A 22,899-nucleotide genomic window follows, 5' to 3' on the forward strand; every position below is an offset into this window, starting at 1 on the left:
GCCCCACCCTGCCCCGGGTCCGTACGCCCAGCGTCAGGACAGGCTGCTGTACGCGCCCCAGCCGGTGCCGAGCTTCACGGGGCCGGGCTTGTACCCGCCCTTGCCGTTGCCCTCGTACCGGTACAGGTCGCCCGTGGTGGTGCGGGAGACCAGGTCGTCGACGCCGTCCTCGCCGAGGTCGCCGATGCCGACGGTGGTGTTGTGGCCGCCCCAGCCGGAGCCGATCTTGACGCCCGAGCCGATGGCGTCCTTGCCGTTGCCGTAGTACCGCCACAGGTTTCCCGAGGCGTCCTTGCCGAGGACGTCCCCGTGGCCGTCGGCGTTCAGGTCGCCGGCGCCGACGGGCGTCACCGCCTTCCAGCCGGTACCGATCTTGCGGACCAGCTTCACGCCGCCTGTGCCGTTCGCCGCGTACAGGTACAGGTCGCCCGTGGTGGTGCGGGCGACGAGGTCCGGCAGCCCGTCGCCGGTCATGTCGCCGGAGGAGACGAACGTGTCGAAGCCGCCCCAGCCATGGCCGATCTTCAGCGACGCGGACTGCGGCGTGACCACGGTGCCGCGCCCGGGGCTGTACCGGTACAGGCCGCCCGCGGCGTCCCGCACCAGGACGTCGTTGCCGCCGTCCGCGTTCAGGTCGCCGAACGGGACGAGGACGGACGTGGTGGGCCAGGCGCCGCCGCTCGTCTTCGCCGCGACCGTGTGCTCCGCGTTGCCCTGGTGGACGACGAGCTCGCCCGCCGGCGTACGGCTGAACAGGTCGACGTGGCCGTCGTTCCCGACATGGTCGCGGCGCACGAGCTCCGGCTCCGGCTCCTGCGGAGCGGTCAGGCCGGTGCCCGCGGTCCACAGCTGGTAGCCCTCGGCCCATACGGCGGTGGCGTTGCCGTCCGGGCCGACGGCGACGCCGCCCTCGGCGTAGGCGGACGGGGCCGTGGCGAGCGTCGTGGGGCTGCGCCAGCCGCCGTCGACGCGGGCGGCGGTGACGAAGACCCGCCGGTCGTCGTCGCCCGCGTTCTGTGCCCAGCCCACCTGGACGGTGCCGTCGTAGCCGATGTCCGCGTCGAACTGCTCGGGGACATAGGCGGTCGACAGCGTCTTCGGCTCGGACCAGGTGTCGGTGGTGTAGGCGCGGGTCGAGGCCCGCACGCCGTAGCCGGATCCGTCCTCGAAGTCGAGCCAGACCAGGGTCACGTCGCCGTTCGGACCGATCAGCGGGTCCGACGTCTGGAAGCCCTGGTCATGGGTGGCCACGGCCTCCGCCAGGAACCAGCCGGGCTGCTCCCCGTCGGACTTGCGGCGCGCCGAGACGAGTACGGTGCCCTCGCCCGACTCGGTCGGGGACTGCTGCCAGACCACGACGAACATGCCGTCGTCGCCGACCGCCAGCCTGGGCGATCCGGACCACTGGGCCGGGTCGCCGATCGGCGCCGGCGCGCTCCACGCCGCCGAACCGGTCTTCCTCACGATGCTCTTGGCCGTCCGGCCGTCGGCCCGGTTCTCGGTCCAGGCGAGGGATACGGCGCCGGTCCGCGCGACCGCGATCTGCGGCGCCGCGGCGGACGTACCCGCCTCGGTGAGGACCACCCTCACCGGCGCGGACCAGTCGGCTCCGGCGGCGGTGCGCTCGGCGACGTAGATCTCCGACTGCTGGCCCGCGCTCTTGCGCCACGTGAGGGCGGCGCGCCCGTTCGGGCTCACGAACAGCTTCAGGTCCAGGAGCGCGGTGGACGCCGAGGCGAGGCTCACCGGCGTGCCCCACTGGGTCGCGCCGGGTGCCAGCACCGACACCCGCAGGACCGAGCCGCCGGACGCCGGCTTCTCGATCCAGGACGCGGTCACCGACCCGTCCTCCGACGGGCCGAGCTGAGCGGTCCGCTCCGCATTGGCGGACAGTCGCTGCGGGGTCCCCCACACCGCGCTCCTGGCCGGGCGCACGGCGGCCCACACCTCGGTCTGCGTGTGATCTTCGTCGGGCGTCCAGTACCAGAGCGCGACCGCGTCACCGTGGACGGTCGACCGGACGTCGGCGACATTGACGAGCTGGTGGTCGAGCGTGAGCGCGGTGGGTGTGCTCCACGGCCCGGCCTCGGCCGCGGCGGCGGCCGGCGCCGCCGCGAGGACGGCGACAGCCGCCGTGCCGGTACCGACGCCCCCCAGCGCCAGCGCCGGCACCAGTGCGGCCGTGATGAATCTGTGCTTCTTGTGCAAAGCGGGTTCCTCCCCCTCAAGCAGGTTGGCCGTGACCTTAACAACGGGCTACGACAGCGCCACGGGGACCCTCCCTCACACACAGCGTGGCCTCGTCCGTGCGACGTGGCCCTTGCGCGCCATATGCCCTCCCCTCCCCCCTTCTCATCTGACGAACCGTCAGCTTCAATGGAGGGGTGATGGGACACGCAGGGATGGCGGCCACCGCCGTCCGCTACCTCAGGTCGGTCGGCGCCGCCGCGTCCGCGGAGCCCTTCGACGCCCTTCCCCGCCCGGACCTCCGGGCCGTCGGGGACGACGAGCGGATGCCCGTCGACCCCGCCGAATTCCGCCGGGTGCTCGGCCATTTCGCCAGCGGGGTCACGGTGATCACGTCGTACGACGAGGAAGGGCCGGCCGGCTTCGCCTGCCAGTCCTTCGCCTCGCTCTCCCTCGACCCTCCCCTGGTCGCCTTCATGGTCGGGCGTACGTCGACGACCTGGCCGCGCATCGCGCGCGCCGGTGTCTTCTGCGTCAATGTCCTGGGCGCGGACCAGGGGGCGCTGTGCCGAGCCTTCGCGGTGAGCGGCGCGGACAAGTTCGCGGGCGTCACGCACGAGCCGGCCCCGGTGACAGGGGCGCCGCGGCTCGATTCCGTACCGGCCTGGATCGACTGCACGATCCGGGCCGTGCACACGGGCGGCGACCACCTGATCGTCGTCGGCAGGGTGGAGGCGCTGGGCTCGGAGGGCGAAGGCGATCCGCTGCTGTTCCACCGGGGGCGGTTCGGGCGGTTCACCGCATAGACAGAACGGCAGCGGGCGGGCCGGGCACGCTCAGGCTGCCGCTGCCGCTGCCAACCGCCGCGCGCCGAGCACCGAGCGCCGAGCGCGCCGACCGGGGCGGCGAATACCCTTCCCGCCGGATCGCCCAGTGGACTAAACCAATGTGGAGTGCTGGGCAACCCCGGACCCCCACCTGGCATCTGTCGAAGTGGAGCCGCCCTGCGGCTCCGGCGCGGCTCACCGCCCGTCACTCACACATGCCCCGTCTGGAGAACCTGTTGCCGCACGACCACACACGCATGGCTTCCGGCCGCCGCACGCTTCTGGCCCGTACGTTCGCCATGACGGCGGTCCTCGCGATGACTCAGGCCGCGGGCATGTCCGCGCCGGCCGCGTCCGCCGCCACCAGCGACTCCGACGCTTCACCCCATGGCCCACGGAGCGTTGCCGCCGTCACCTACAACCTGGGTGACCAGGCCTATCGACTGCCAGGCGGGGAGCCCGCCGAACTCGCTGCCACTGTGCACTATCCGAAGGATCTCGGCGCCACGCCGCGGCCACTCGTCGTCGAGCTGCACGGCTGGAATGCGACCTGCGCGGACCGCTCGGCCGCGGCCGCGCTCGACGCCGCTGAAGAAGCCGAGGACGGGGAGGCGGCCGCGGCCGCCTCCCAGAAGCTGTTCAGCTGGCCCTGCGCACCTGGTGTCCAGCCCATCGACAACGCCCGCGGCTACGACTACCTCGGCGAGAAGCTGGCCGGCCACGGATTCATCGTGGTGTCCATCCATGCCAACGGCATCAACGCCTCCTCGGCGCGGGGCGACGAGAACGCCTCCGTCCGTGCCGACCTGATCAACAAGCACCTGGCCCTGTGGCAGCGGCTCAACTCGACGGGCAAGGGCGGGCTCGCCGGTGCGTTCCGCGACGCGGCCACAGGCAAGCCGAAGCGAGTCGATTTCGCGCACCACGTCGATCTGAACAGAGTCGGCACCATGGGCCACTCGCGCGGCGGCGCGGGTGTGACCTGGCACGCGTCCGACCGCCACCGGTCCGGGTGGCCGGCCGGCGTCAAAGTCAGGGCCGCCCTGGCGCTGGCGCCCGCCTACAACGTCATGACCGAGGACATGGCCGCGTACGAGATCAGGAAGACCCCCTTTGCCGCGGTTCTCGGCAGCTGCGACGGCCAGGTCGGCTCGGAGGCCCTCGGGTTCGCCGCCGACGCGGCCGCCAAGAGCAAGAGCGACTTCTACCAGTTCCGGATACACGGAGCGAATCACAACTATTTCAACACGCAGTGGTCGCCGAGCAGCGGACAGGTCGCGGCCCGAGATGACGCCGGCCACGTCGACGGCGATCCCGGCCGGTGCACCGCAGCCGGCGGACCCAGCAGCGACGCCCAACTGACCGAAGCCCGGCAACGCGAGGCCGGGGCCACCTACATCGATGCCTTCTTCCGGCGGTACCTCGCCGACGACCACCACTTCGACCCGGTACTGACCGGCGCGCAACTCCCCTTGTCCCCCGTCACGTCCGTCGATGTGAAGGCCGTTCTGCGGGAACGCCGATAACTCTGGCGCAGTGCGTCCGGGCATCACCGGTGACGCGGTGGTGAGTGGGCGGATCCTCCTCCCCTCAGAGAGAAGGAACCCGGCGCCTCCTGTCAGGCCGCGACAGGGAGCGCCGCCGGCCTTCGCCGGATCACCAGCGCCATCAGCGCCGCCGCCGCGCACAGCGCGCCCGACGCGACCCAGACCACGTCGTACGAGCCGAACACGTCCCGCGCCACACCGCCCGCGAACGCGACCACCGCCGCGCCGACCTGGTGGGACGCCAGGACCCAGCCGAAGACGATCGCCGAGTCGTCGCCGTAGTGCTCGCGGCACAGGGCGATCGTCGGCGGGACCGTGGCCACCCAGTCCAGGCCGTAGAAGACGATGAAGAAGACCATCGGCGGGTGGACGGACGGGCCGAGCAGCATCGGCAGGAAGAGCAGCGAGATCCCGCGCAGCGCGTAGTAGACGGCGAGCAGGCGGCGGGCGTCGAAGCGGTCGGTGAACCAGCCGGAGGCGACGGTTCCGATGACGTCGAAGACGCCGATGACCGCGAGGAGCGAGGCGGCCGCCGTGATGGGCATGCCGTGGTCGTGCGCGGCGGGCACGAAGTGGGTCTGGACGAGGCCGTTCGTCGAAGCGCCGCAGATCGCGAAGGTGCCGGCCAGCAGCCAGAAGGGGCCGGTGCGGGCGGCTGAGAGCAGCACCCCCACGGTCCGGCGGGCGGCTCCCGGCACCGGCGGCGGCTTGGGCACGAACTCCTTCGCGCCGTACGGGGCGAGGCCCACGTCCGCCGGGTGGTCGCGCAGCAGCAGCCACACGAAGGGGACCACGGCGAGCGCGGCGAGGGCGACGGTGACGGCCGCCGGGCGCCAGTGGTGCTCCTGGACGATCCACGACAGCACCGGGAGGAAGACCAGCTGGCCGGAGGCCGCGGCCGCCGTCAGGATTCCGGTGACCAGGCCCCGCCGCCCGGTGAACCAGCGGTTCGTCACCGTCGCCGCGAAGGCCAGCGCCATCGAGCCGGTGCCGAGCCCGACGAGCAGCCCCCAGCACAGCAGCAGTTGCCAGGCGGCCGTCATCCACACCGTCAGCCCGGAGCCGGCCGCGATGATCGTGAGCGCGACGGCGACGACCTTCCGGATGCCGTACTTGTCCATCAGCGCGGCGGCGAACGGCGCGGTGAGCCCGTAGAGCGCCAGGTTGATCGAGACCGCGAGCCCGATCGTGCCGCGCGACCAGCCGAACTCCTGGTGCAGCGGGTCGATCAGCAGCCCCGGCAGGGAGCGGAAGGCGGCCGCGCCGATGATCGTCACGAAGGCGACGGCGAGGACGAACCAGGCGCGGTGGATACGGCCGGGGGTACGGCGCAGGACACGGCGGGGGCTGCGGGGCGCTTCCTGGGCAGCGGCGGCGGGGAGGTCGCTTGTCTGGGTCACGCCCCCAGCATCCGGGCGGCGACGATCACCGGCGAGTGGCCGGAAGGACAGTATTCGATATGATCGGGCCATGGCCGCTGGCTCCCGCACACCGCACCGGGTCGTCGTCCTCGCACTCGACGGCTGCATCCCCTTCGAGCTGGGCATCCCCCATCGGATCTTCGGCGGCGCCACCGACGCGCGGGCCCGGCAGCTGTACGAGGTCGTCACCTGCTCGGTCCGGCCGCCGGGGCCCGTCCGCACCTCGGCCGACTTCGCCGTGCTCGTCGAGAACGGCCCCGAGGCGGCGGCCACCGCCGACACACTGATCGTGCCCGCGGCCTACGAACGCGGGCTCGTCTACAACGAGGGCCGGCTCACCCCCGAACTGACCGCGGTCTTCGCCGGGCTGCGCCCCGGCACCCGGCTCGTCTCCATCTGCACCGGAAGCTACGTGCTGGCCGCGGCGGGCCTCCTCGACGGGCGGCGCGCCACCACGCACTGGTCGGAGGCCGAGCGCTTCCAGCGGATGTTCCCGGACGTCAAGGTCGACGCGGACGTCCTCTTCGTCGACGAGGGCGACGTCCTCACCTCCGCCGGGGTCGCCGCCGGCATCGATCTGTGCCTGCACATCGTGCGCGGCGACCACGGCACGGAGGCCGCCAACGACGTGGCGCGCCGCACGGTCGTGCCGCCGCACCGCGACGGCGGGCAGGCCCAGTACATCCGGCGGCCCGTGCCGGAGCCGCAGCTCGCGACGACGTCGGCCGCGCGGGTGTGGGCGCTGGCGCATCTGCACGCGCCGATCCAGCTGCGCGACCTGGCCGAACAGGAGGCTATGTCCGTACGGACGTTCACGCGCCGCTTCCGCGAGGAGGTCGGGATCAGCCCCGGACAGTGGCTCGCCCAGCAGCGCGTGCAGCGCGCCCGGCAGCTCCTGGAGTCCACGGACCTGTCCATGGACCAGGTGGCACGGGACGCGGGCTTCGGCACGGCGCAGTCGATGCGGCAGCATCTCCAGTCGGCGCTGGGGGTGCCGCCGACGGTGTACCGCCGCGCCTTCCGCACGGACGCGGGGTGACCACGCGGGGCCGGCGGGCCCCGGTGCGCCGCGGCCGCGGCTCGGGGCGCCTGCGGCGGAGCCCCGCGTCAGGGCCGCTGCGCGGAGCCTTTCCCCACCCCGCCCCTTCCCGCAGTGTCGATGTGCGGCTCCGCCGCGTGGGGGCAAGCCCCAGACCCCGTTTGCGGGGGCTCCGCCCCCGAACCCCCGCACCTCAAACGCCGGCGAGGCTGAACAACGGGGCTCCGCCCCGGACCCCGCTCCTCAAACGCCGGAGGGGCTGGGTGTCGAGCCGAAGCCCGTCCGGCGCTTGAGGACGGACACAGACGCTCAGGATGAGACAGGGGGCAGGCTCACTCGCCCTGCCCGCACACCGCCGGAGGCCCCGGCGGACACGCGCCGCTCCCCCACCGCGCCCACCACCGCCAGCAGCAGCGTCAGACAGACGCCCGCCAGGATCGCCGTCGAGGGGGCGACGACCCGCAGCAGCCCGCCCGCGAGGGATCCGCTCGCCGCGTAACCCGCGCCCACCGCCGCGTACATCACCGAGTAGCCCGCGGCGAGCGCACCAGGCGGGAGGAGTTCGCGCAGGGCCAGGTTGCGGGTGAGCATCGCCCCGGCCTGCATGACGCCCGCGACGGCCAGGCCCGTACCGATCCAGAGGAGGCCGGGCAGCACCGCGACCACGGCCACGCACGCCGAGACGCCGAGCAGCAGGACGAGGTTCTGCGTCGGCAGCCGGCCCGGCCAGCTCCGCAGCCCGTAGACGAACGCGCCCACCGCCGAGCCGATCGAGAAGCCCGCGAGGACCGCGCCGGACCAGCCGATGGCGATGCCGCGCTGCTCCAGGAGCGCGGGCAGGATCAGCTCGGCCAGCGCCAGCAGGGTCATCGAGGCCGCGCCGGCCACGTACACCGGCCACGCCCCCAGCACGACCCGCAGCGTCCCCCCACCGCCGCCGGCGGCGTCGTCCCCCGTCGCCCAGCCCGCGGGCAGCGCCCACAGCCCCGCCACGGACGCGGCCATCAGCACGGCGACGAGCAGCAGCGGCGCGTGCGGAGCGGTCCCCAGCGCCAGCGCCGCGGTCAGGGCCGGCGCCACCGCCCAGATGCCGAACGTCAGCACCGACTCCAGGCTCATCGCCTGGGCGACGGCCCGCTCGGGCACCAGGCTGGTCAACAGGGCCCGCATACCGCCGGGCGCGGCCGCGGGCCCGGCCCCCGCGACGAAGGCGAAGACGCCGAGCAGCACCGGGTGGGCATCGTGCGCGACGCCCAGCGCTCCGAAGCCCGCCGCCCCGGCCGCGAGTCCGGCGGCCAGCTGCGGCCGCGCCCGCTCGGGCCGCATCCGCATCCCGAGCACCGGCGCCCCGACGATCTCGCCGACGACGTACACGGCGGCGAGCACCGCGCCGAGGGTGTAGCCCCCGGGCCGCTCCCGTACGAGGAAGACGAGCGCGAGCGGCGCCGCCGCCACCGGCAGCCGCGCCCCGACGGCCACGGTGCCCCAGGTCAGTACGGGTCGGGTGATGATCTCGCGATACGCCATGGGCCCGACGCTATCCGGCTCCCGGCGGACGGCCGCAAGCTTGTTTCAGAACGTCAGCACCCCCCGTGCCACCCGGCCCTGCTCCGCGTCGTCGGCGGCCTTCGCGAAGTCCTCGACCGGGTACACCTCCGTCACCAACTCGTCGAGGAGCAGCCGCCCTTCGCCGTAGAGCCGGGCGTACAGCGCGATGTCGCGCTGCGGCCGCGAGGAGCCGTACCGGCAGCCCAGGATGGACTTGTCGAGGAACATCGCGGCGGGCAGGAACGTCGCCTCTGCCGTGGGGGCCGGCATGCCGAGCAGGACCGCCTGGCCGTGCCGGTCGAGGAGGTCGATCGCCTGCCGCACGAGCCCGGTGTGCCCGACGCACTCGAAGACGTGCTGGGCGCCGTCGGGGAGCAGCTCCCGCACGCCGTCCACGGCGGTCAGGAAGTGCGTCGCGCCGAAGCGCCGGGCCGTCTGCTCCTTCGCGGGGTTCGTGTCGACGGCGACGATGGTGGACGCTCCGGCGAGCCGCGCGCCCTGGAGGACGTTGAGGCCGATACCGCCTGCGCCGATGACGACGACGGTGTCGCCGATGGCGACCTTCGCCCGGTTGAGCACGGCGCCCACGCCGGTCAGGACGCCGCAGCCGATGAGCGCGGCGGAGGTGAGGGGGATCTCCCGGGGGATCCTCACCGCCTGTACGGCCTTCACCAGTGTCCGTTCCGCGAAGGCGGAGTTGGAGGCGAACTGGTACAGCGGCTCCCCGGCCCGCGAGAACGGCCGCTCCGGCCGCCCGATCGCCCTGCGGCACATGGTCGGCCGCCCCCGGTCGCACTCGGCGCACGCCCCGCAGTTGGCGAGCGTCGACATCGACACATGGTCACCGGGCGCGACATGGGTGACGCCGGGGCCGACCGCCTCGACGACACCCGCGCCCTCGTGGCCGAGCACGACGGGCACCGGGAAGGGGATCGTCCCGTCGATCACCGACAGATCGCTGTGGCACAGCCCGGCCGCGGCGACGGCGACCAGCACCTCGCCGGGGCCCGGGTCCCGTATCTCCAGATCGTCCGCCACCTCTGCCCGTTCACCGTCGAAGACGACACCTCTCACCGCTGCTCCCTGGGTAGGCCGAGCACGCGCTCGGCGATGATGTTCCGCTGGATCTCGTCCGAGCCGCCGTAGATCGTGTCGGCGCGGGTGAAGAGGAAGAGCCGCTGAAGCTCGTCGAGTTCGTACGCGGACGACCACGCGCCCGGACCGGCCGCGGCGGCCGCGCCCCGGATCTGCATCGCCAGCTCGCCGAGGCGCTGGTGCCAGCGGCCCCAGAGCAGCTTCGCGACGCTGGGGGCGCCCGGGCCGCCCGTACCGCCCAGTGTGCGCAGGGCGTTCCAGCGCATGGTGCGCAGCTCGGCCCACTGGCGTACGAGGCGGTCGCGCACGACGGGGTCGGTGGCGGCGCCGTTCGCCACGGCCAGCGCGACGATCCGCCCCAGCTCCTCCGCGAAGCCGATCTGCTGGACGAGCGTCGACACCCCGCGCTCCAGGGCGAGCAGGCCAACGGCGACCTGCCAGCCGTTGCCCTCGCCGCCGACGACGTCGACGGCCTCGGCGCCGTCGAGGAAGACCTCGTTGAACTCGCTCGTCCCCGTCATCTGCCGGATGGGCCGCACATCGATCCGGCCCGGCTGGTCCATCGGCACCAGCAGGAACGACAGGCCGTGGTGGCGGACGGAGCCGGGCTCGGTGCGGGCGAGGACGAAGCACCAGTGGGCCTCGTGGGCGAGGGAGGTCCAGATCTTCTGCCCGGTGACCCGGTATCCGGTGCCGTCGGGCACGGCCCGGGTGCGGACCGAGGCGAGGTCCGAGCCGGCGCCCGGCTCGCTGTAGCCCTGGCACCAGAGCTCCTCGCCGCGGGCGACGCCGGGCAGGTGGCGGGCCTGCTGCTCCTCGCTGCCGTAGGCGATGAGGGTCGGGGCGAGCAGGTTCTCGCCGATGTGGCCGAGGCGGGCGGGGGCGTGGGAGCGGGCGTACTCCTCCGCCCAGACGACCTGCTGGGTGAGGGTGGCGTGGCGGTTGCCGTACTCGGCGTCCGCCGCCCAGCCGAGGCCGATCCAGCCGTCGCGGCCGAGCGTCCGCTCCCACTCCCGCGCCGGGCCTTCGGCGGCGCCCCCCGCGAGGTGCGCGCCGAGCCACTCACGGGCCTCACGCCGGAAGGTCTCGTCCTCCGGGCCGAACTCGAAGTCCATGTACGCCTCCTGTCGTGGCGGGCGGGGATTCCCCGCCCCCTGGGACCCCACCGGGGGCGGGTGGTGCGCCTACACCACCCGGGAGCTGCGCCCCCGCCCCCTCACCGCACCCGCTGCGCGGCTCGGCCCTCACAACCCGGGCCTTCGGCCCCGGGCCCCTTCACGGCACTCACCGCGGGGCGGTGGAGCCGGGCTCCGCACGGCCGCCTCGTGGCGGCTGCGCCGCCGGAGCCCTGGCCTGAAAACCCCGGCCTGCATCACCTGCCCCCCTTCCGGCTCCGCGCCGCGAACAGCCCTGCTGCCGACGCCGCTCGCGGCAGCTCGCGGCGCCGCCGTGGGTCGTGGGGGCCCGCCGAGCGGGGCCCCGTACGCGTCCACCACCGCACCTCCCGGGACGGGCTACGCGTTCGGGCGGTCGCCCGAGGCCGCCGCACGGGCCATCTCCTCCAGGCGGGCCAGCATCGGCATGGGGTCCGTCCCCACCGTCCCCGGGAGGAAGTCGGCGATCTTCTCGGGGGTCCAGGCGCCGTCCGCGTACCCGGCCCGCAGTTCCCGCGGCTGCGCCCAGACCGCGATCTTGGGGCCCGCGATCGTGTAGACCTGGCCGGTGATGTTCTCCGCCTTCGCGCGGTCGGAGAGCAGGTAGACGACGAATGCGGCGACGTCCTCCGGCTCGCCGATCTCCTTCAGCTCCATGGGGACGTTCGCGGACATGCGCGTCCGTGCGACCGGGGCGACCGCGTTCGCCGTGACGCCGTACTTGTGCAGGCCGAGCGCGGCGCTGCGGACCAGGGAGATGATGCCGCCCTTGGCGGCGGAGTAGTTGGCCTGGGCGACCGAGCCCTGGTGGTTGCCGCTGGTGAAGCCGATGAGCGTGCCGCCGCCTTGTTTGCGCATGACCGCCGAGGCGGCCCGGAAGACGGTGAAGGTGCCCTTCAGATGGGTGGCGACGACCGGGTCCCACTCCTCCTCGGTCATGTTGAAGAGCATGCGCTCGCGCAGGATGCCGGCGACGCAGACGACACCGTCGATCCGCCCGTACCGCGCCAGCGCCGTGTCGGTGACGCGCTGCCCGCCCGCCATGGTCGAGATGTCGTCCGCGACGGCGACCGCGTCGCCGCCCGCGGCTTCGATCTCCTTGACGACGGCTTCGGCGATCTCCGACGCGGGCTCGGCGCCCACGATCGAGACCCCGTAGTCGTTGACGACGACCTTCGCTCCCTCGGCGGCGCAGGCGAGGGCCACGGCGCGGCCGATGCCGCGCCCGGCACCGGTCACGGCGACGACCTTGCCTGCCAAGAAGTTCCCCACGTCCGGCCCCTTCCCGCAGTTTCTGACGGACCGTTAGATTCTATGAGCGGCCGCCCACCCCAGCACAAGACCCAGGAACCGAGGAGGACCGATGTCACTGCCGGAGCAGTTCCACGAGATCGCCAAGCGCGTGAACAACTGGGGGCGTTGGGGCGCGGACGACGAGATCGGCACGCTCAACCTGATCACCGGCGAGGTGGTGCGGGGCGCCGCGGCGGAGGTCCGCACCGGACGCCGGGTGCCGCTCGCCCTCCCCCTCCAGCAGGACGGCGTGCAGACCGGCATGATCCCGGGCCGGGTCAACCCGCTGCACACGATGGTCCAGATCAACCAGGAGCTCTTCGGCCCCGGCACGGTCGCCACCAGCGACGACGCCGTGACCATGGGGCTCCAGGCGGGCACGCACTGGGACGCGCTCACCCACGCCTCCCACTCGGGGAAGATCTACAACGGCCGCCCGGCCGACACCGTCACCGCCCACGCCGGGGCCCGGTTCAGCGGTATCGACAAGGTCACCACGCTCGTCTCGCGCGGTGTGCTGCTCGACGTCGCCCGCGCGAAGGGCGTGGACCGACTGCCCGGCGACCATGCGGTCACGCCGGAAGACCTGGCGGAGGCGGAGGAGTTCGGCGGCGTACGCGTACGGGCCGGGGACGTCGTGCTCGTACGGACCGGGCAGATCCAGGCGTACCTGGGCGGCGACAAGCACGGGTACGCGTATCCGTCGCCGGGGCTCTCGATCCGTACGCCCGAGTGGTTCCACGGCCGCGACGCCGCGGCCGTCGCGAACGACACGCTGACCTTCGAGATCTTCCCGCCGGAGCACGAGGACCTGTGGCTGCCCGTGCACGCGCTCGATCTGGTCGAGATGGGCATGCTCCAGGGGCAGAACTGGAATCTGGAGGAGCTCTCGACCGCCTGCGTCGAGGAAGGGCGGTACGCCTTCCTCCTGTCGGCGACACCCGAGCCGTTCGTGGGCGGCACGGGGACCCCCGTCGCTCCGGTCGCGGTGCTGTAGGCCCTAAGCCGTCGGCACGGGCGTCGGCACCGGCGTGTGCGCCGCCGCACCTGCCGCACCTGCCGCACCTGCCGCGCCCGCCGGAACCGCTTCACCGGGCATCGGGGCCCCTGCGCACCGGTCGACCTCGCACCAGATGCTCTTGCCGGACCCCTCGGGCTGCCAGCCCCAGCGGTCGGCGAGCCCGTCGACCAGCTCCAGGCCGCGGCCGTTGGTGTCGCCCCCCTGCGCATGGCGGGGCTGCGGCGGCCGGGCGCTGGTGTCGGCGACCTCCACCCTGACCGCGTCGCCCGCGCCGAAGAGCATGCGCAGCACGGCGGGGCAGCCGGTGTGCACCACCGCGTTGGTGACGAGCTCCGAGATGAGCAGCACCAGCGTCTCCGCCAGCGGCTCGTCGTCCCCTATCCCGGAACCGGCGAGCCGTGAACGGGCCCACCTCCGGGCACGTCCCACTTCGGCGGGATCCGGCCCGACCTCCAACTGAACCTGAAGCACCTGCACCGTTCACACCATCCGAACCGGCGGACACATCGCCTCGCGCCTCACAGCCATCACGGAACGTGATGGCCTTATGAGACAGCATGGTTGACGTACAGTCACCGCAACAAGGGCTTCGGGCATATTCCAGCGCGAAGGAGTACGCGTGATGCATACTGTGCGGCGCACACTGCGGGTAGTCGAACACCCTGTGCGAGCGGCGCTTTTCGCTCCGGTGGCCATGCCGGTGCCCGGCCGGAGGTTCGGGGCCAATCCGGTGGAGCCGCACATGTCACACTCCCCGGAGCAGCACGCATCTCGCACCCCACGGAGCGTACCGGAGGGCGGGCCCGACTCCGGGCCGTGACGAGTCCGCGAAGGACACAACCCGATATCAACGTGCGGAGCCACGCACGGTGACATACCGACCCCTCCCGTCCCTCCGCCCGCCCGTTCGCTCAGAGCGCCGCCGCGAGCAACTCCTCCGCCTGGTCCGCCGTCTGCCGGAAACGGGCCCGCACCCAGGCCCGCTTGAGGTGCAGATGCACATCGGCCTCCCAGGTGAAGCCCATGCCGCCGTGCACCTGGAGGCAGTCACGGGCGCCCTGGATCGCAGCCTCGTCGGCGAGGAGTTTGGCACCCGCGATCTCGACCCGGTCGGCGGTGACGGCCGCCGCGTACACGGCGGCGCGGGCGAGTTCGGTGCGCACCAGCATCTGCGCGCAGAGGTGCTTGACCGCCTGGAAGCCGCCGATGGGCCGGCCGAACTGCTCGCGCTCCTTGGCGTACCGCACCGCGAGCTCGGTGGTGCGGGCCGCGGAGCCGAGCTGCTCGGCCGCCGTGAGCAGAACGGCGGCCGGGTCGGTCGCCGGCTCCGACGCCGCCCCCGCCGGCAGCCGGTGCAGTGGGGTGAGCGGATCGACGGATCGTACGGCGACGGCGCCGGCCGCGTCCCCGGCCACCGCGTCGGCCTCGTCCAGCCAGGCCACGAGCGCGCCGTCCACCGCGGTCACCACGGTCTCGCCGGTGGCCGCACCGGGCACCGTCCCCGCCGCGAGGTGCGTGGCCACGAGCGGACCGGGCAGCAGCACCCGCCCGGCCTCCTCGAACACGAGCACCGCCTCGGGCAGTCCGAGCCCGACCCCGCCCTCCGCCTCGGGCAGCCGCAGCGCGAAGAACCCGGCGTCGCCGAGCTCCCGCCACAGCGCCCGGTCCACTGCGGGCGGCTCCCGGTCGGCCGCCGCGCGCAGGGCGGTGCGGGGGAAGCGGGCCGCAAGGAGGTCGCGTACGCCCCTGCGCAGGGCGTGTTGGTCGTCCGTGAGTCGGAAGTCCACGTCAGGGGCCCTTCGGCAGGCCGAGGACGCGCTCGGCGACGATGTTCCGCTGGATCTGGGAGGTGCCGGCGGCGATCGTGTACGACAGCGAGGAGAGCCGGTCCAGGGTCCACTCCCGGTCCAGGTCCAGCGCGTCGGGGCCGAGGACCTCGGCCGCCGTGTCGTACAGCTCCTGGCGGGCGTGGGAGTAGCGCAGTTTGAAGACCGAGCCGCCGACGCCCGGCACCCCGCCCGTGCGGGTGGCCTCGCTGACGTTCCACTGGGTCAGCCGCCACAGCGCGCCGAACTCCGCGTTCAGCCTGCCCAGTCTGCGCCGCAGCACGGGATCGTCCCAGCGCCCGTCGGCGCGTGCGGTGCGCGCCAGTTCGCCCAGGGTGCGGCGGCAGGCGACGACTTCGCCGACGAAGGCCGTGCCGCGCTCGAAGGACAGGGTCACCATCGTGACCCGCCAGCCGTCGTTCTCCTCCCCCACCCGGTTGGCGGCCGGCACCCGCACCTCGTCCAGGAAGACCTCGGCGAACTCCGCCGACCCGGCCAGCGTGCGCAGCGGCCGTACGGTGATTCCGGGGGCGTCCATCGGCATCGCCAGCCAGGAGATCCCGCGGTGCTTCGGGGCGTCCGGGTCGGTGCGCACCAGCAGTTCGCACCAGTCGGCGACCTCGGCGTGCGAGGTCCATGTCTTCGACCCGGTCACCACATAGGTGTCGCCGTCCCGCACCGCCCGGGTCCGCAGCGAGGCGAGGTCGGAGCCCGCGTCGGGCTCGCTGAAGCCCTGGCACCAGATCTCCTCACCGCGCAGGATCGGTGCCAGCCAGCGTTCCCGCTGCTCCGGCGTCCCCTCGGCCGCGATCGTCGGACCGGCGTGCAGCAGCCCGACGAAGTTGGCCCCCACGTAGGGCGCTCCGGCCTTCTCCGTCTCCTCCAGGAAGATCAGCCGCTGGGTCGGGGACGCGTCCCAGTGGACATCGGCGTATCCGGCGTCGTGCAGCGCCCGCTGCCAGCCCGTGTCGTACACCCGGCGGCCGGGCCAGTCGTCGGGCGAGGGCTTCGGCGGCAGCTTCGGCAGGGCCACCGCGAGCCATTCGCGCAGTCCCGTCCTGAACGCCTCTTCCTCCTGCGTGTACGTCAGTTCCACTACGCGTCCAGGTCCAGGCCCAGCATCCGGATCGCGTTCCCGCGCATCAGCTTGTAGACCGTCTCGTCGTCGAGCCCGGCGACATGGTCGAGCGCGACCTCCTTCGTGTGCGGGAAGGTCGAGTCGACGTGCGGATAGTCGGTCTCGAAGGTGGCGTTGTCCCGGCCCACCACGTCCAGCGAGGCGACCCCGTGCTTGTCGCGGAAGAAGCAGCAGAAGATCTGCCGGTAGTAGTACGTGGACGGCGGCTCGGGGATGAGGTCCCGCACCCCGCCCCAGGCCCGGTGCTCCTCCCACACGTCGTCCGCGCGCTCCAGCGCGTACGGGATCCAGCCCATCTGGCCCTCGCTGTAGGCGAGCTTGAGCGCGGGGAACCTGACCAGGACCCCGCTGAAGAGGAAGTCCATCATCGAGGCCATGGCGTTGTTGAAGGACAGCGACGCCTGCACGGCGGGCGGGGCGTCCGGGGACGCGGCCGGCATCTGCGAGGACGAGCCGATGTGCATGTTGACGACCGTCCCGGTCTCCTGGCAGACCGCGAAGAACGGGTCCCAGTAGCCTGAGTGGATCGACGGCAGCCCGAGGTGGGTGGGGATCTCGCTGAAGGTGACGGCCCGGACCCCGCGCGCCGCGTTCCGCCGGATCTCGGCGACGGCGAGGTCGATGTCCCACAGCGGGATGATGCAGAGCGGGATGAGCCGGCCGCCGCTGTCGCCGCACCACTCCTCCACCATCCAGTCGTTGTACGCGCGGACGCAGGCGAGCGCGACCTCCTTGTCCTTGGCCTCGGCGAAGGTCTGGCCGCAGAAGCGGGGGAAGGTGGGGAAGCAGAGGGACGCCTCGACATGGTTGAGGTCCATATCCTCCAGCCTGGCCTTGGGGTCCCAGCAGCCGCGCCGCATCTCTGCCCGGGTGATGCCCTCCAGCGTCATGTCGTCGCGGTCGAAGCCGACGGCGGCGATGTTGCGCTTGTACGGGAACTTGAGGTCCTCGTAGATCCACCAGTCGGTCGGGGGACCGTCCGGGTCCATCGTGATCTGGTACTTGCCGCCGACGTACGCCAGCTCGCCGATCCCGGCGGTCAGCGGCTGCGGCCCGCGGTCCCGGTACTTCGCCGGCAGCCAGGTCTCGAAGAGATGCGCGGGCTCGATCACATGGTCGTCGACGCTGATGATCCGAGGCAGTTCCTGGTGCATCGCGGGCCTCCGCTTCTGACGGGTCGTCAGAAATCAGGCTAGCCCCGCACCCCTGGACCGACAAGGCGACCGGCCCTACGCTCTCCGCACGATCTGACTGCCCGTCAGCTCTATCGGAGGGGACATGACCGAGACCGCACACGCCCTGGGCGCCTCCCGCACCCTCTGGGAGCTCATCGACCGCCGCGCCGCGCTCACCCCCGACCGCACCGCGCTGATCCAGGACGACGGCAGGCGGCTGGCCTTCGGCGAGCTGCGCGACCGCTGCGAGCGGGTCGCCGCCGGGCTGTGCGCGATGGGCGTACGCCCGGGGACGGTCGTCGCCTGGCAGCTGCCCACCCGGATCGAGACCGTCCTGCTCAGCGGCGCGCTGGCCCGGATCGGCGCCGTGCAGTCCCCGATCATCCCGTTCTACCGGGACCGGGAGGTCGGCTTCGCGCTGCGCGAGTCGAAGGCGGAGTTCTTCGCGGTGCCGGGCACCTGGCGCGGCTTCGACCACGGGGAGATGGCGCGGCGGCTCGGCGCGCGCGGCGTCTTCGACGCGTACGCGTCACTGCCGGACGGCGATCCGGCCGTGCTGCCCCCGCCGCCGGACGGGGGGACCTCCCCGGCCGAAGGCCCGGGGGGAGGCCCTGGCGGAGGCCCTGGCGGAGGCGCGTCCGTGCGCTGGATCTACTGGACCTCCGGCACCACCTCCGACCCGAAGGGCGTGCTGCACACCGACCGCTCACTGATCGCCGGCGGCTCCTGCCTGGCACACGCGCTGCGGCTCACCCCGGACGACGTCGGCTCGATCGCGTTCCCCTTCGCCCACATCGGCGGGGCGGACTACCTGGTGATGCTGCTGCTGTACGGGTTCCCGGCCGTCCTCTTCGAGAAGTTCGCGCTCCCGGACGCGCTGGAGACGTACCGCAGGCACGGGGTCACGACGGCCGGCGGATCCACCGCCTTCTACGCGATGTTCCTGGCCGAACAGCGCAAACGGCCCGGGGAGCCGGTCGTCCCCAGCCTGCGGCTGCTGGCGGGCGGCGGCGCGGCGAAACCGCCCGAGCTGTACCACGCGATCGTCCGCGAGATGGGCGTGCAGCTCACCCACGGCTACGGCATGACCGAGGTGCCGATGATCACGATGGGCGACCCGGACGACACCCCCGAGAACCTCGCGACGACGGAGGGCCGGCCGCCGGAGGGCATGGAGATACGGATCGTCGACGGCGAGGTGCGGCTGCGGGGCGAGGCCGTCTGCCGCGGCTATCTGGACCCCGCGCAGAGCGCGGCGGTCTTCGATCCGGACGGCTTTCTGATCACCGGTGACCTCGGGCATCTGACCGAGTCCGGGCATCTCGTCCTCACCGGACGCCTCAAGGACGTCATCATCCGCAAAGGCGAGAACATCTCGGCCAAGGAGATCGAGGACCTGCTGCACGAGCACCCGGCGGTCGGGGAGGCGGCGGTCATCGGCCTGCCCGACCCCGAGCGCGGGGAGCGCGTCTGCGCGGTGCTCACGCCGCGCCCCGGTGCCGGCGCTCCGCCGGGGCTCGCTGACATCACGGCCTACCTGCGGGAGGCGGGCCTCGCCGTGCACAAGCTGCCGGAGCAGGTGGAGGTGATGGAGGCGCTGCCGCGGAACGAGGCCCTCCGGAAGGTCCTGAAGTACAAGCTGCGGGAGCGGTTCAGCGCGACTTCCGCACCGCTTCGGTCAGAGAATTTGCGCGCGCATCGTCGGACCCGCCCATGATGTGGTTCATCACGTACCCGAAGGCGATGCCGTGCTCCGGGTCGGCGAAGCCGAGTGAGCCGCCGCGACCGGTGTGACCGAAAGCGTTTGGGCCGGTCATGGGGTTGCCCTCCGTGGGCAGCATGTAGCCGGTGCTGAATCGGCTCGGGATCAGCATCACCTGGTCTTTCCCGCTTGCCTGTTCCTTGGCCGCCGATGCCAGGGTTTCCGGGGTGAGCAGGCGTACGCCGTCAACCTCGCCGATCAGCGCGGCGTACATGCGCGCGAGTGCGTGGGCGGTGCCAATGCCGTTGGAGGACGGGAGTTCCGCGGCCTGCACCTCAGCGGAGTCGAAGTCGATTGCTGCGGGGTCAGTGACCGCGAACGCCCGATTGCTGAAGGAGTTCGGGTCGCGCCAGGCGGCCACCTGTTCGCGGAGCTCCTCGGGAACGGACTCGACTGGGACGGTGGTGAGGTCGACGGCTGGCCGTCGGTACGCCATACGGCTGACTCGATTGCGTTCGCTCGCCGGCAAGCCAATGAAGAAGTCCAGATCCAGAGGGTCCGCGATCTCGTCGGCGAAGAAGCGGCCCGGCGAGCGGCCGGAAACTCGGCGGATCACCTCGCCGACCAGCCAGCCCCAGGTTCGGCCGTGGTACCCGTGTGCCTTGCCCGGCGTCCACAGCGGACGTTGTGCCGCCAGTGCAGCGGCCATGGGATTCCAGGCCAACGCCTCGGTCAACGGCAACGGTTGGTCCAGTGCGACCAGGCCGGCCTGGTGGGACAGGAGCCAGCGTACGGGGATGTCAGACTTGCCGTTCGCCGCGAACTCCGCCCAGTACTTTGCCACCGGTGCGTCGAGGTCCAGTCTGCCGCGCTCGGCCAGCATGCCTTCACGCCCGCGATCCACCAGCCGGAGCGCTTTGCCCTCTTCAACATCCCCATCTCCAGCAGGAAACCGGCGGTGCCCTTTGCCTGTTCGGTCGTCGTCTCGTCGGCCATGTCATGCCCTCCGGGGTCAACGGTGATCGCGTAGAACGTAGTGCACGGTGCCGAGTTCAGCCCGGGCCCCGGAGGAAATCCGGCCGTCGTCCAACAGGAGCACAGTGCGGTCGGTGAGTTCAGCCGCGATGTCCGGAGCTGCCTGTGCTCTCCCTCGGTCGGCTGTCGTTCGGGTCTTATCCTCCGGGAATGGCACGCCACAGGGACAAGAACCAGTACGACTGGCAACCACTCCTTCAGGGCATGTAGTGGGCCATGGACGAGGTGATGGTGGACTGGGCCAGGCGGGTCGCGGAGGCCGAGCTCGGTGGTGCGCTCCCTCGGCGGTGGGCGCACAGCCAAGGAGTCGCAGCCCGGGCGGCCGAGGTGGGCCGGATCCTGGGGAGGGAAGCCGACCTGCTGATCGCCGCCGCGACGCTGCATGATGTGGGGTACGCGCCGCGACTGGCCGCGACGGGGTTCCACCCGCTCGATGGCGCCCGGTTTCTTCGCGATCAGCACAGTGCGGAGGAGCGGCTGGTGCGGTTGGTGGCGAACCACTCGTTCGCATTGCTGGAGGCCGAGGAGCGCGGGCTGCGGGAGGAACTGGCAGCTGAGTTCCCGTTGTTGGAGGATCCTCTGCTGGTGGATGCGCTGGTCTACTGCGACATGACCACCACGCCCGACGGGCACCGGACCACCGAGCAGGAACGGGTCGCGGAGATCGTCGGTCGTTACGGGGCCGACGGCGTCGTCGGGCGGTTCATTTGTCGGGCGGCGCCGGAGATCTTCGCCGCCGTGGAGCGGGTGGAGGCGGCGTTGGCGGCTCAGCCGAGGTAGGGGTAGGTGCCGACGAGGTAGTCGCCGATCTGCTGGCGCATGCTGGGGTGGATGTCGAACTCGTCGAGGTCGGCCGGCTGGATGAAGCGGACGCCGTCGGCCTCGTCGTTGATGGTGGGCTCGCCGCCGACTGGGCGGCCGATGTAGGTGTTCTCGTACTGCTGGCGGATCTCGCCGTCGGTGTAGGCGACGATGTGGTTCGGGTTGGTGTAGACGCCGAGGAATCCGGTGATCTCGGCGATGATGCCGGTCTCCTCCAGGCATTCCCGTACCGCGCACTGAGCGGCGGTCTCGCCGATGTCCTGGGCTCCGCCCGGGAGGGCCCACTGGCCGGTGTCTCGGCGGCGCTGAAGCAGGATGGCGCCGCTGTCGTCGACGACGAGCAGGTTGCTGGCGGGGATGAGGGTGTTCGCCTTCGGAGCGGCGGGGTCGTTGTAGTACTCAGTCCTGCCCATGTGCGGCGGTCCCCTCCTGGTCGGGTGTCCAGGGCCGTGCGCTGGCCCAGACGGCTTCGAAGCTCTGAGCGTAGTTGGCGAACCATCCTGAGCCGTCAACTCTGTTGAGGTGGAGCAGGGGGTTGGCGCTGGCCGGCTGGCCCCACACGTGCGGGTTGACCAGCAGGTTGTCGTCGTAGCGGAACAGGGAGGTGTAGAGGGTGGTGTCGTGCAGTCGTACTTCGCATCCGGCCTCGGCCAGCAGGGGACGGTAGTACGTCAGGGATGCGCGGATCTTGGCAGCCAGGGTGTCACCGATTCCCTCTTCGCGGCCCCGGATGACCACTGCCTGACCTTCCGGGTCGCCGAAGCACAGCCGCACTCGGACCCCGTCGGTGGCGCGCTCGGCGAGCATCTTGGCGACGTGGGGGTTGGACTGCGCGAAGAAGGTGCCGGAGAAGACGAGAACGCCGATCTCCGCCTGGGCCTCCCGCAGCAGGGAGATCCACATGTCCCGCGGGACACTCGCACGGTTCTGATAGGTGCCGACGAGCTCGGTGCCTAAGCCGTCACCGGCCCGCGTGGCCCGTCGGGGCGGGGCGGGCCAGAGGAACGTCTCCTCCACTCTCAGATGGCGCGCGACCCGGTAGCGGTGCCGTGGGTGGGGAACGCGCCCGCCCAGCCACCGACTTACCGTCTTGGGGTCCACCTCGCAGACTTCCGCGAGCGATTCGGGTAAGACACCGCGCTGGGCGAGTACGGAGTGCAGTCGCTCGTTCACAGAGGTCATGGAAACGCTGCGCGACGTGATCGCGCAAGGACGTTACGGGACGTTCTCGCGGAACCGGGGGGGGCGCACCGGATGCCTACCCTGGCGGCATGCAGCTCATCGTTCTGTGGGACATCGACCACACCCTCATCGAGAACGCGGGGGTGAGCAAGGAGATCTACGCTGCCGCGTTCTCGGCCCTCGCTGGACGCCGACCAACGGGGCCGGCGCGGACGGAGGGGCGCACAGATCGCCTGATCATGCGCGACATGTTCCTTCGTGACGGGCTGCTCGAACCGGACTGGCCCGCGATCGAGGCCGCCCTTGCCCATGCCGGAGAGGAGCGCCTCGGCGATCTCCGGGTGCGGGGGACCGCTCTGCCGGGTGTACGTGAGGTTCTCAAGGCGGCCTCGGCACATGCGGACTGGGTGTCCTCGGTCCTCACCGGCAACATCGCCGCCAACGCCCGCGTGAAGCTGTCCGCTTTCGGCCTCGATGCCCTGCTGGACCTGTCTGCGGGCGCCTACGGCGCGGACGCAGAGCTCCGTCCCAACCTTGTAGCGGTTGCTCGTGAGCGGGCCCGACGGCTCTACGACGTCTCGGCCGATGTGCCCGCCGTGCTGGTGGGCGACACGCCGCGAGACGTCGAGGCCGCCCTCGCCACAGACTCCGGGATCATCGCAGTCGCCTCGGGTATCCACAGCGCCGAGGAACTGGCCGACGCCGGCGCGTCCGTGGTGCTGCCGGACCTGTCGGACACCGCAGAGCTTCTCGGGATTCTGGAGATCTTCGCGGCGTACAGGAAACGTCCTAGGACGTCCTCGGGCTGTCCCTAGACGCGGTGACGGGGTCCCCGGGTACCCGGCCACTATCAGGGCTCCCATCAGGCAACTAGCCCAAGGAGCTCA

19 protein-coding genes and 1 pseudogene are annotated in these 22,899 nt (G+C 72.1%); 7 read left to right on the plus strand and 13 right to left on the minus strand.

Going from position 1 to position 22,899, the window contains the following annotated elements; all coding sequences use genetic code 11:
- Positions 1 to 33: 33 nt before the first annotated feature.
- Positions 34 to 2,208 carry a VCBS repeat-containing protein gene (locus KK483_RS14865; protein WP_262005712.1) on the minus strand — a complete coding sequence of 725 codons (2,175 nt, stop codon included), beginning with the start codon at positions 2,206 to 2,208 and terminating at the stop codon, positions 34 to 36.
- Between the two features lie 194 nt (positions 2,209 to 2,402).
- Here KK483_RS14865 and KK483_RS14870 point away from each other — a divergent pair, with 194 nt between their 5' ends.
- Complete coding sequence (locus KK483_RS14870; RefSeq protein WP_262009498.1) at positions 2,403 to 2,993, plus strand: flavin reductase family protein; 591 nt, start codon at positions 2,403 to 2,405, stop codon at positions 2,991 to 2,993.
- Positions 2,994 to 3,271: 278 nt separating this feature from the next.
- The gene (locus KK483_RS14875) at positions 3,272 to 4,540 is read left to right on the plus strand and encodes an alpha/beta hydrolase (protein WP_262005713.1); all 1,269 of its coding nucleotides are present in this window, start codon (positions 3,272 to 3,274) and stop codon (positions 4,538 to 4,540) included.
- Positions 4,541 to 4,632: 92 nt separating this feature from the next.
- Here the strand turns inward: KK483_RS14875 and KK483_RS14880 are convergent, their stop codons facing one another.
- On the minus strand, positions 4,633 to 5,961 hold the full coding sequence (locus KK483_RS14880; protein WP_262005714.1) for an MFS transporter: 1,329 nt from the start codon (positions 5,959 to 5,961) through the stop codon (positions 4,633 to 4,635).
- 70 nt (positions 5,962 to 6,031) lie between these two features.
- Between KK483_RS14880 and KK483_RS14885 the strand changes: the two genes are divergently transcribed.
- On the plus strand, positions 6,032 to 7,021 hold the full coding sequence (locus KK483_RS14885; protein WP_262005715.1) for a GlxA family transcriptional regulator: 990 nt from the start codon (positions 6,032 to 6,034) through the stop codon (positions 7,019 to 7,021).
- A 309-nt stretch (positions 7,022 to 7,330) separates the two neighbouring features.
- Here KK483_RS14885 and KK483_RS14890 read toward each other — a convergent pair whose 3' ends face one another.
- From KK483_RS14890 to KK483_RS14905, 4 genes are all read right to left on the minus strand, one after another.
- A complete protein-coding gene (locus KK483_RS14890) occupies positions 7,331 to 8,548 on the minus strand; it encodes an MFS transporter (protein WP_262005716.1) in 1,218 nt (405 codons plus the stop codon).
- Between the two features lie 45 nt (positions 8,549 to 8,593).
- Positions 8,594 to 9,643, minus strand: coding sequence for a Zn-dependent alcohol dehydrogenase (locus KK483_RS14895; RefSeq protein WP_262005717.1), 1,050 nt, complete (start codon positions 9,641 to 9,643; stop codon positions 8,594 to 8,596).
- Complete coding sequence (locus KK483_RS14900) at positions 9,640 to 10,779, minus strand: acyl-CoA dehydrogenase family protein (protein ID WP_262005718.1); 1,140 nt, start codon at positions 10,777 to 10,779, stop codon at positions 9,640 to 9,642. The genes KK483_RS14895 and KK483_RS14900 overlap by 4 nt, the downstream gene beginning before the upstream one ends.
- Positions 10,780 to 11,178: 399 nt before the next feature.
- Complete coding sequence (locus KK483_RS14905; protein WP_262005719.1) at positions 11,179 to 12,090, minus strand: SDR family NAD(P)-dependent oxidoreductase; 912 nt, start codon at positions 12,088 to 12,090, stop codon at positions 11,179 to 11,181.
- A gap of 91 nt (positions 12,091 to 12,181) precedes the next feature.
- On the opposite strand from KK483_RS14905, the gene KK483_RS14910 reads away from it, so the two are divergent.
- Complete coding sequence (locus KK483_RS14910) at positions 12,182 to 13,108, plus strand: cyclase family protein (protein WP_262005720.1); 927 nt, start codon at positions 12,182 to 12,184, stop codon at positions 13,106 to 13,108.
- A gap of 3 nt (positions 13,109 to 13,111) precedes the next feature.
- Here the strand turns inward: KK483_RS14910 and KK483_RS14915 are convergent, their stop codons facing one another.
- The 4 genes from KK483_RS14915 to KK483_RS14930 all read right to left on the minus strand — a co-directional run bounded on the left by KK483_RS14915 (position 13,112) and on the right by KK483_RS14930 (position 17,250).
- Entirely contained in the window at positions 13,112 to 13,609 is a 498-nt protein-coding gene (locus KK483_RS14915) for an ATP-binding protein (RefSeq protein ID WP_262005721.1), read from the minus strand.
- A gap of 434 nt (positions 13,610 to 14,043) precedes the next feature.
- Entirely contained in the window at positions 14,044 to 14,919 is an 876-nt protein-coding gene (locus tag KK483_RS14920; RefSeq protein ID WP_262005722.1) for an acyl-CoA dehydrogenase family protein, read from the minus strand.
- 1 nt (position 14,920) lies between these two features.
- On the minus strand, positions 14,921 to 16,054 hold the full coding sequence (locus KK483_RS14925; RefSeq protein ID WP_262005723.1) for an acyl-CoA dehydrogenase family protein: 1,134 nt from the start codon (positions 16,052 to 16,054) through the stop codon (positions 14,921 to 14,923).
- Entirely contained in the window at positions 16,054 to 17,250 is a 1,197-nt protein-coding gene (locus tag KK483_RS14930) for an amidohydrolase family protein (protein WP_262005724.1), read from the minus strand. The genes KK483_RS14925 and KK483_RS14930 overlap by 1 nt, the downstream gene beginning before the upstream one ends.
- A 124-nt stretch (positions 17,251 to 17,374) precedes the next feature.
- Between KK483_RS14930 and KK483_RS14935 the strand changes: the two genes are divergently transcribed.
- Positions 17,375 to 18,988, plus strand: a complete 1,614-nt coding sequence (locus tag KK483_RS14935; protein WP_262005725.1) for a class I adenylate-forming enzyme family protein — start codon at positions 17,375 to 17,377, stop codon at positions 18,986 to 18,988.
- Here KK483_RS14935 and KK483_RS14940 read toward each other — a convergent pair.
- Positions 18,924 to 19,856: pseudogene (locus tag KK483_RS14940) on the minus strand (serine hydrolase domain-containing protein); the annotation flags it as partial. The gene KK483_RS14935 and the pseudogene KK483_RS14940 overlap by 65 nt on opposite strands.
- A gap of 368 nt (positions 19,857 to 20,224) precedes the next feature.
- Between KK483_RS14940 and KK483_RS14950 the strand changes: the two are divergent.
- Positions 20,225 to 20,788 carry an HD domain-containing protein gene (locus KK483_RS14950; RefSeq protein ID WP_262005727.1) on the plus strand — a complete coding sequence of 188 codons (564 nt, stop codon included), beginning with the start codon at positions 20,225 to 20,227 and terminating at the stop codon, positions 20,786 to 20,788.
- Here KK483_RS14950 and KK483_RS14955 read toward each other — a convergent pair.
- Both KK483_RS14955 and KK483_RS14960 read right to left on the minus strand, forming a co-directional pair.
- Positions 20,776 to 21,243: an NUDIX hydrolase gene (locus KK483_RS14955; protein WP_262005728.1), complete on the minus strand. Its 468-nt coding sequence runs from the start codon at positions 21,241 to 21,243 to the stop codon at positions 20,776 to 20,778. The two genes, KK483_RS14950 and KK483_RS14955, sit on opposite strands and share 13 nt — an antisense overlap.
- Complete coding sequence (locus KK483_RS14960; protein ID WP_262009500.1) at positions 21,230 to 22,003, minus strand: XRE family transcriptional regulator; 774 nt, start codon at positions 22,001 to 22,003, stop codon at positions 21,230 to 21,232. Before KK483_RS14960 ends, KK483_RS14955 begins: the two co-directional genes overlap by 14 nt.
- A gap of 98 nt (positions 22,004 to 22,101) precedes the next feature.
- Between KK483_RS14960 and KK483_RS14965 the strand changes: the two genes are divergently transcribed.
- A complete protein-coding gene (locus KK483_RS14965; protein ID WP_262005729.1) occupies positions 22,102 to 22,827 on the plus strand; it encodes a haloacid dehalogenase-like hydrolase in 726 nt (241 codons plus the stop codon).
- Positions 22,828 to 22,899 lie beyond the last annotated feature (72 nt).

Source organism: Streptomyces sp. FIT100 (assembly GCF_024584805.1).
In the GTDB taxonomy this organism is placed as follows: domain Bacteria; phylum Actinomycetota; class Actinomycetes; order Streptomycetales; family Streptomycetaceae; genus Streptomyces.

Coding starts and splice junctions, on each gene's coding strand:
- KK483_RS14950 (WP_262005727.1), top strand. CDS start 20,225: ATGGACGAGGTGATGGTGGACTGGGCCAGGCGGGTCGCGGAGGCCGAG.
- KK483_RS14955 (WP_262005728.1), bottom strand. CDS start 21,243: ATGGGCAGGACTGAGTACTACAACGACCCCGCCGCTCCGAAGGCGAAC.
- KK483_RS14965 (WP_262005729.1), top strand. CDS start 22,102: ATGCAGCTCATCGTTCTGTGGGACATCGACCACACCCTCATCGAGAAC.
- KK483_RS14885 (WP_262005715.1), top strand. CDS start 6,032: ATGGCCGCTGGCTCCCGCACACCGCACCGGGTCGTCGTCCTCGCACTC.
- KK483_RS14910 (WP_262005720.1), top strand. CDS start 12,182: ATGTCACTGCCGGAGCAGTTCCACGAGATCGCCAAGCGCGTGAACAAC.
- KK483_RS14935 (WP_262005725.1), top strand. CDS start 17,375: ATGACCGAGACCGCACACGCCCTGGGCGCCTCCCGCACCCTCTGGGAG.
- KK483_RS14875 (WP_262005713.1), top strand. CDS start 3,272: ATGGCTTCCGGCCGCCGCACGCTTCTGGCCCGTACGTTCGCCATGACG.
- KK483_RS14870 (WP_262009498.1), top strand. CDS start 2,403: ATGGCGGCCACCGCCGTCCGCTACCTCAGGTCGGTCGGCGCCGCCGCG.
- KK483_RS14930 (WP_262005724.1), bottom strand. CDS start 17,250: ATGCACCAGGAACTGCCTCGGATCATCAGCGTCGACGACCATGTGATC.
- KK483_RS14890 (WP_262005716.1), bottom strand. CDS start 8,548: ATGGCGTATCGCGAGATCATCACCCGACCCGTACTGACCTGGGGCACC.
- KK483_RS14900 (WP_262005718.1), bottom strand. CDS start 10,779: ATGGACTTCGAGTTCGGCCCGGAGGACGAGACCTTCCGGCGTGAGGCC.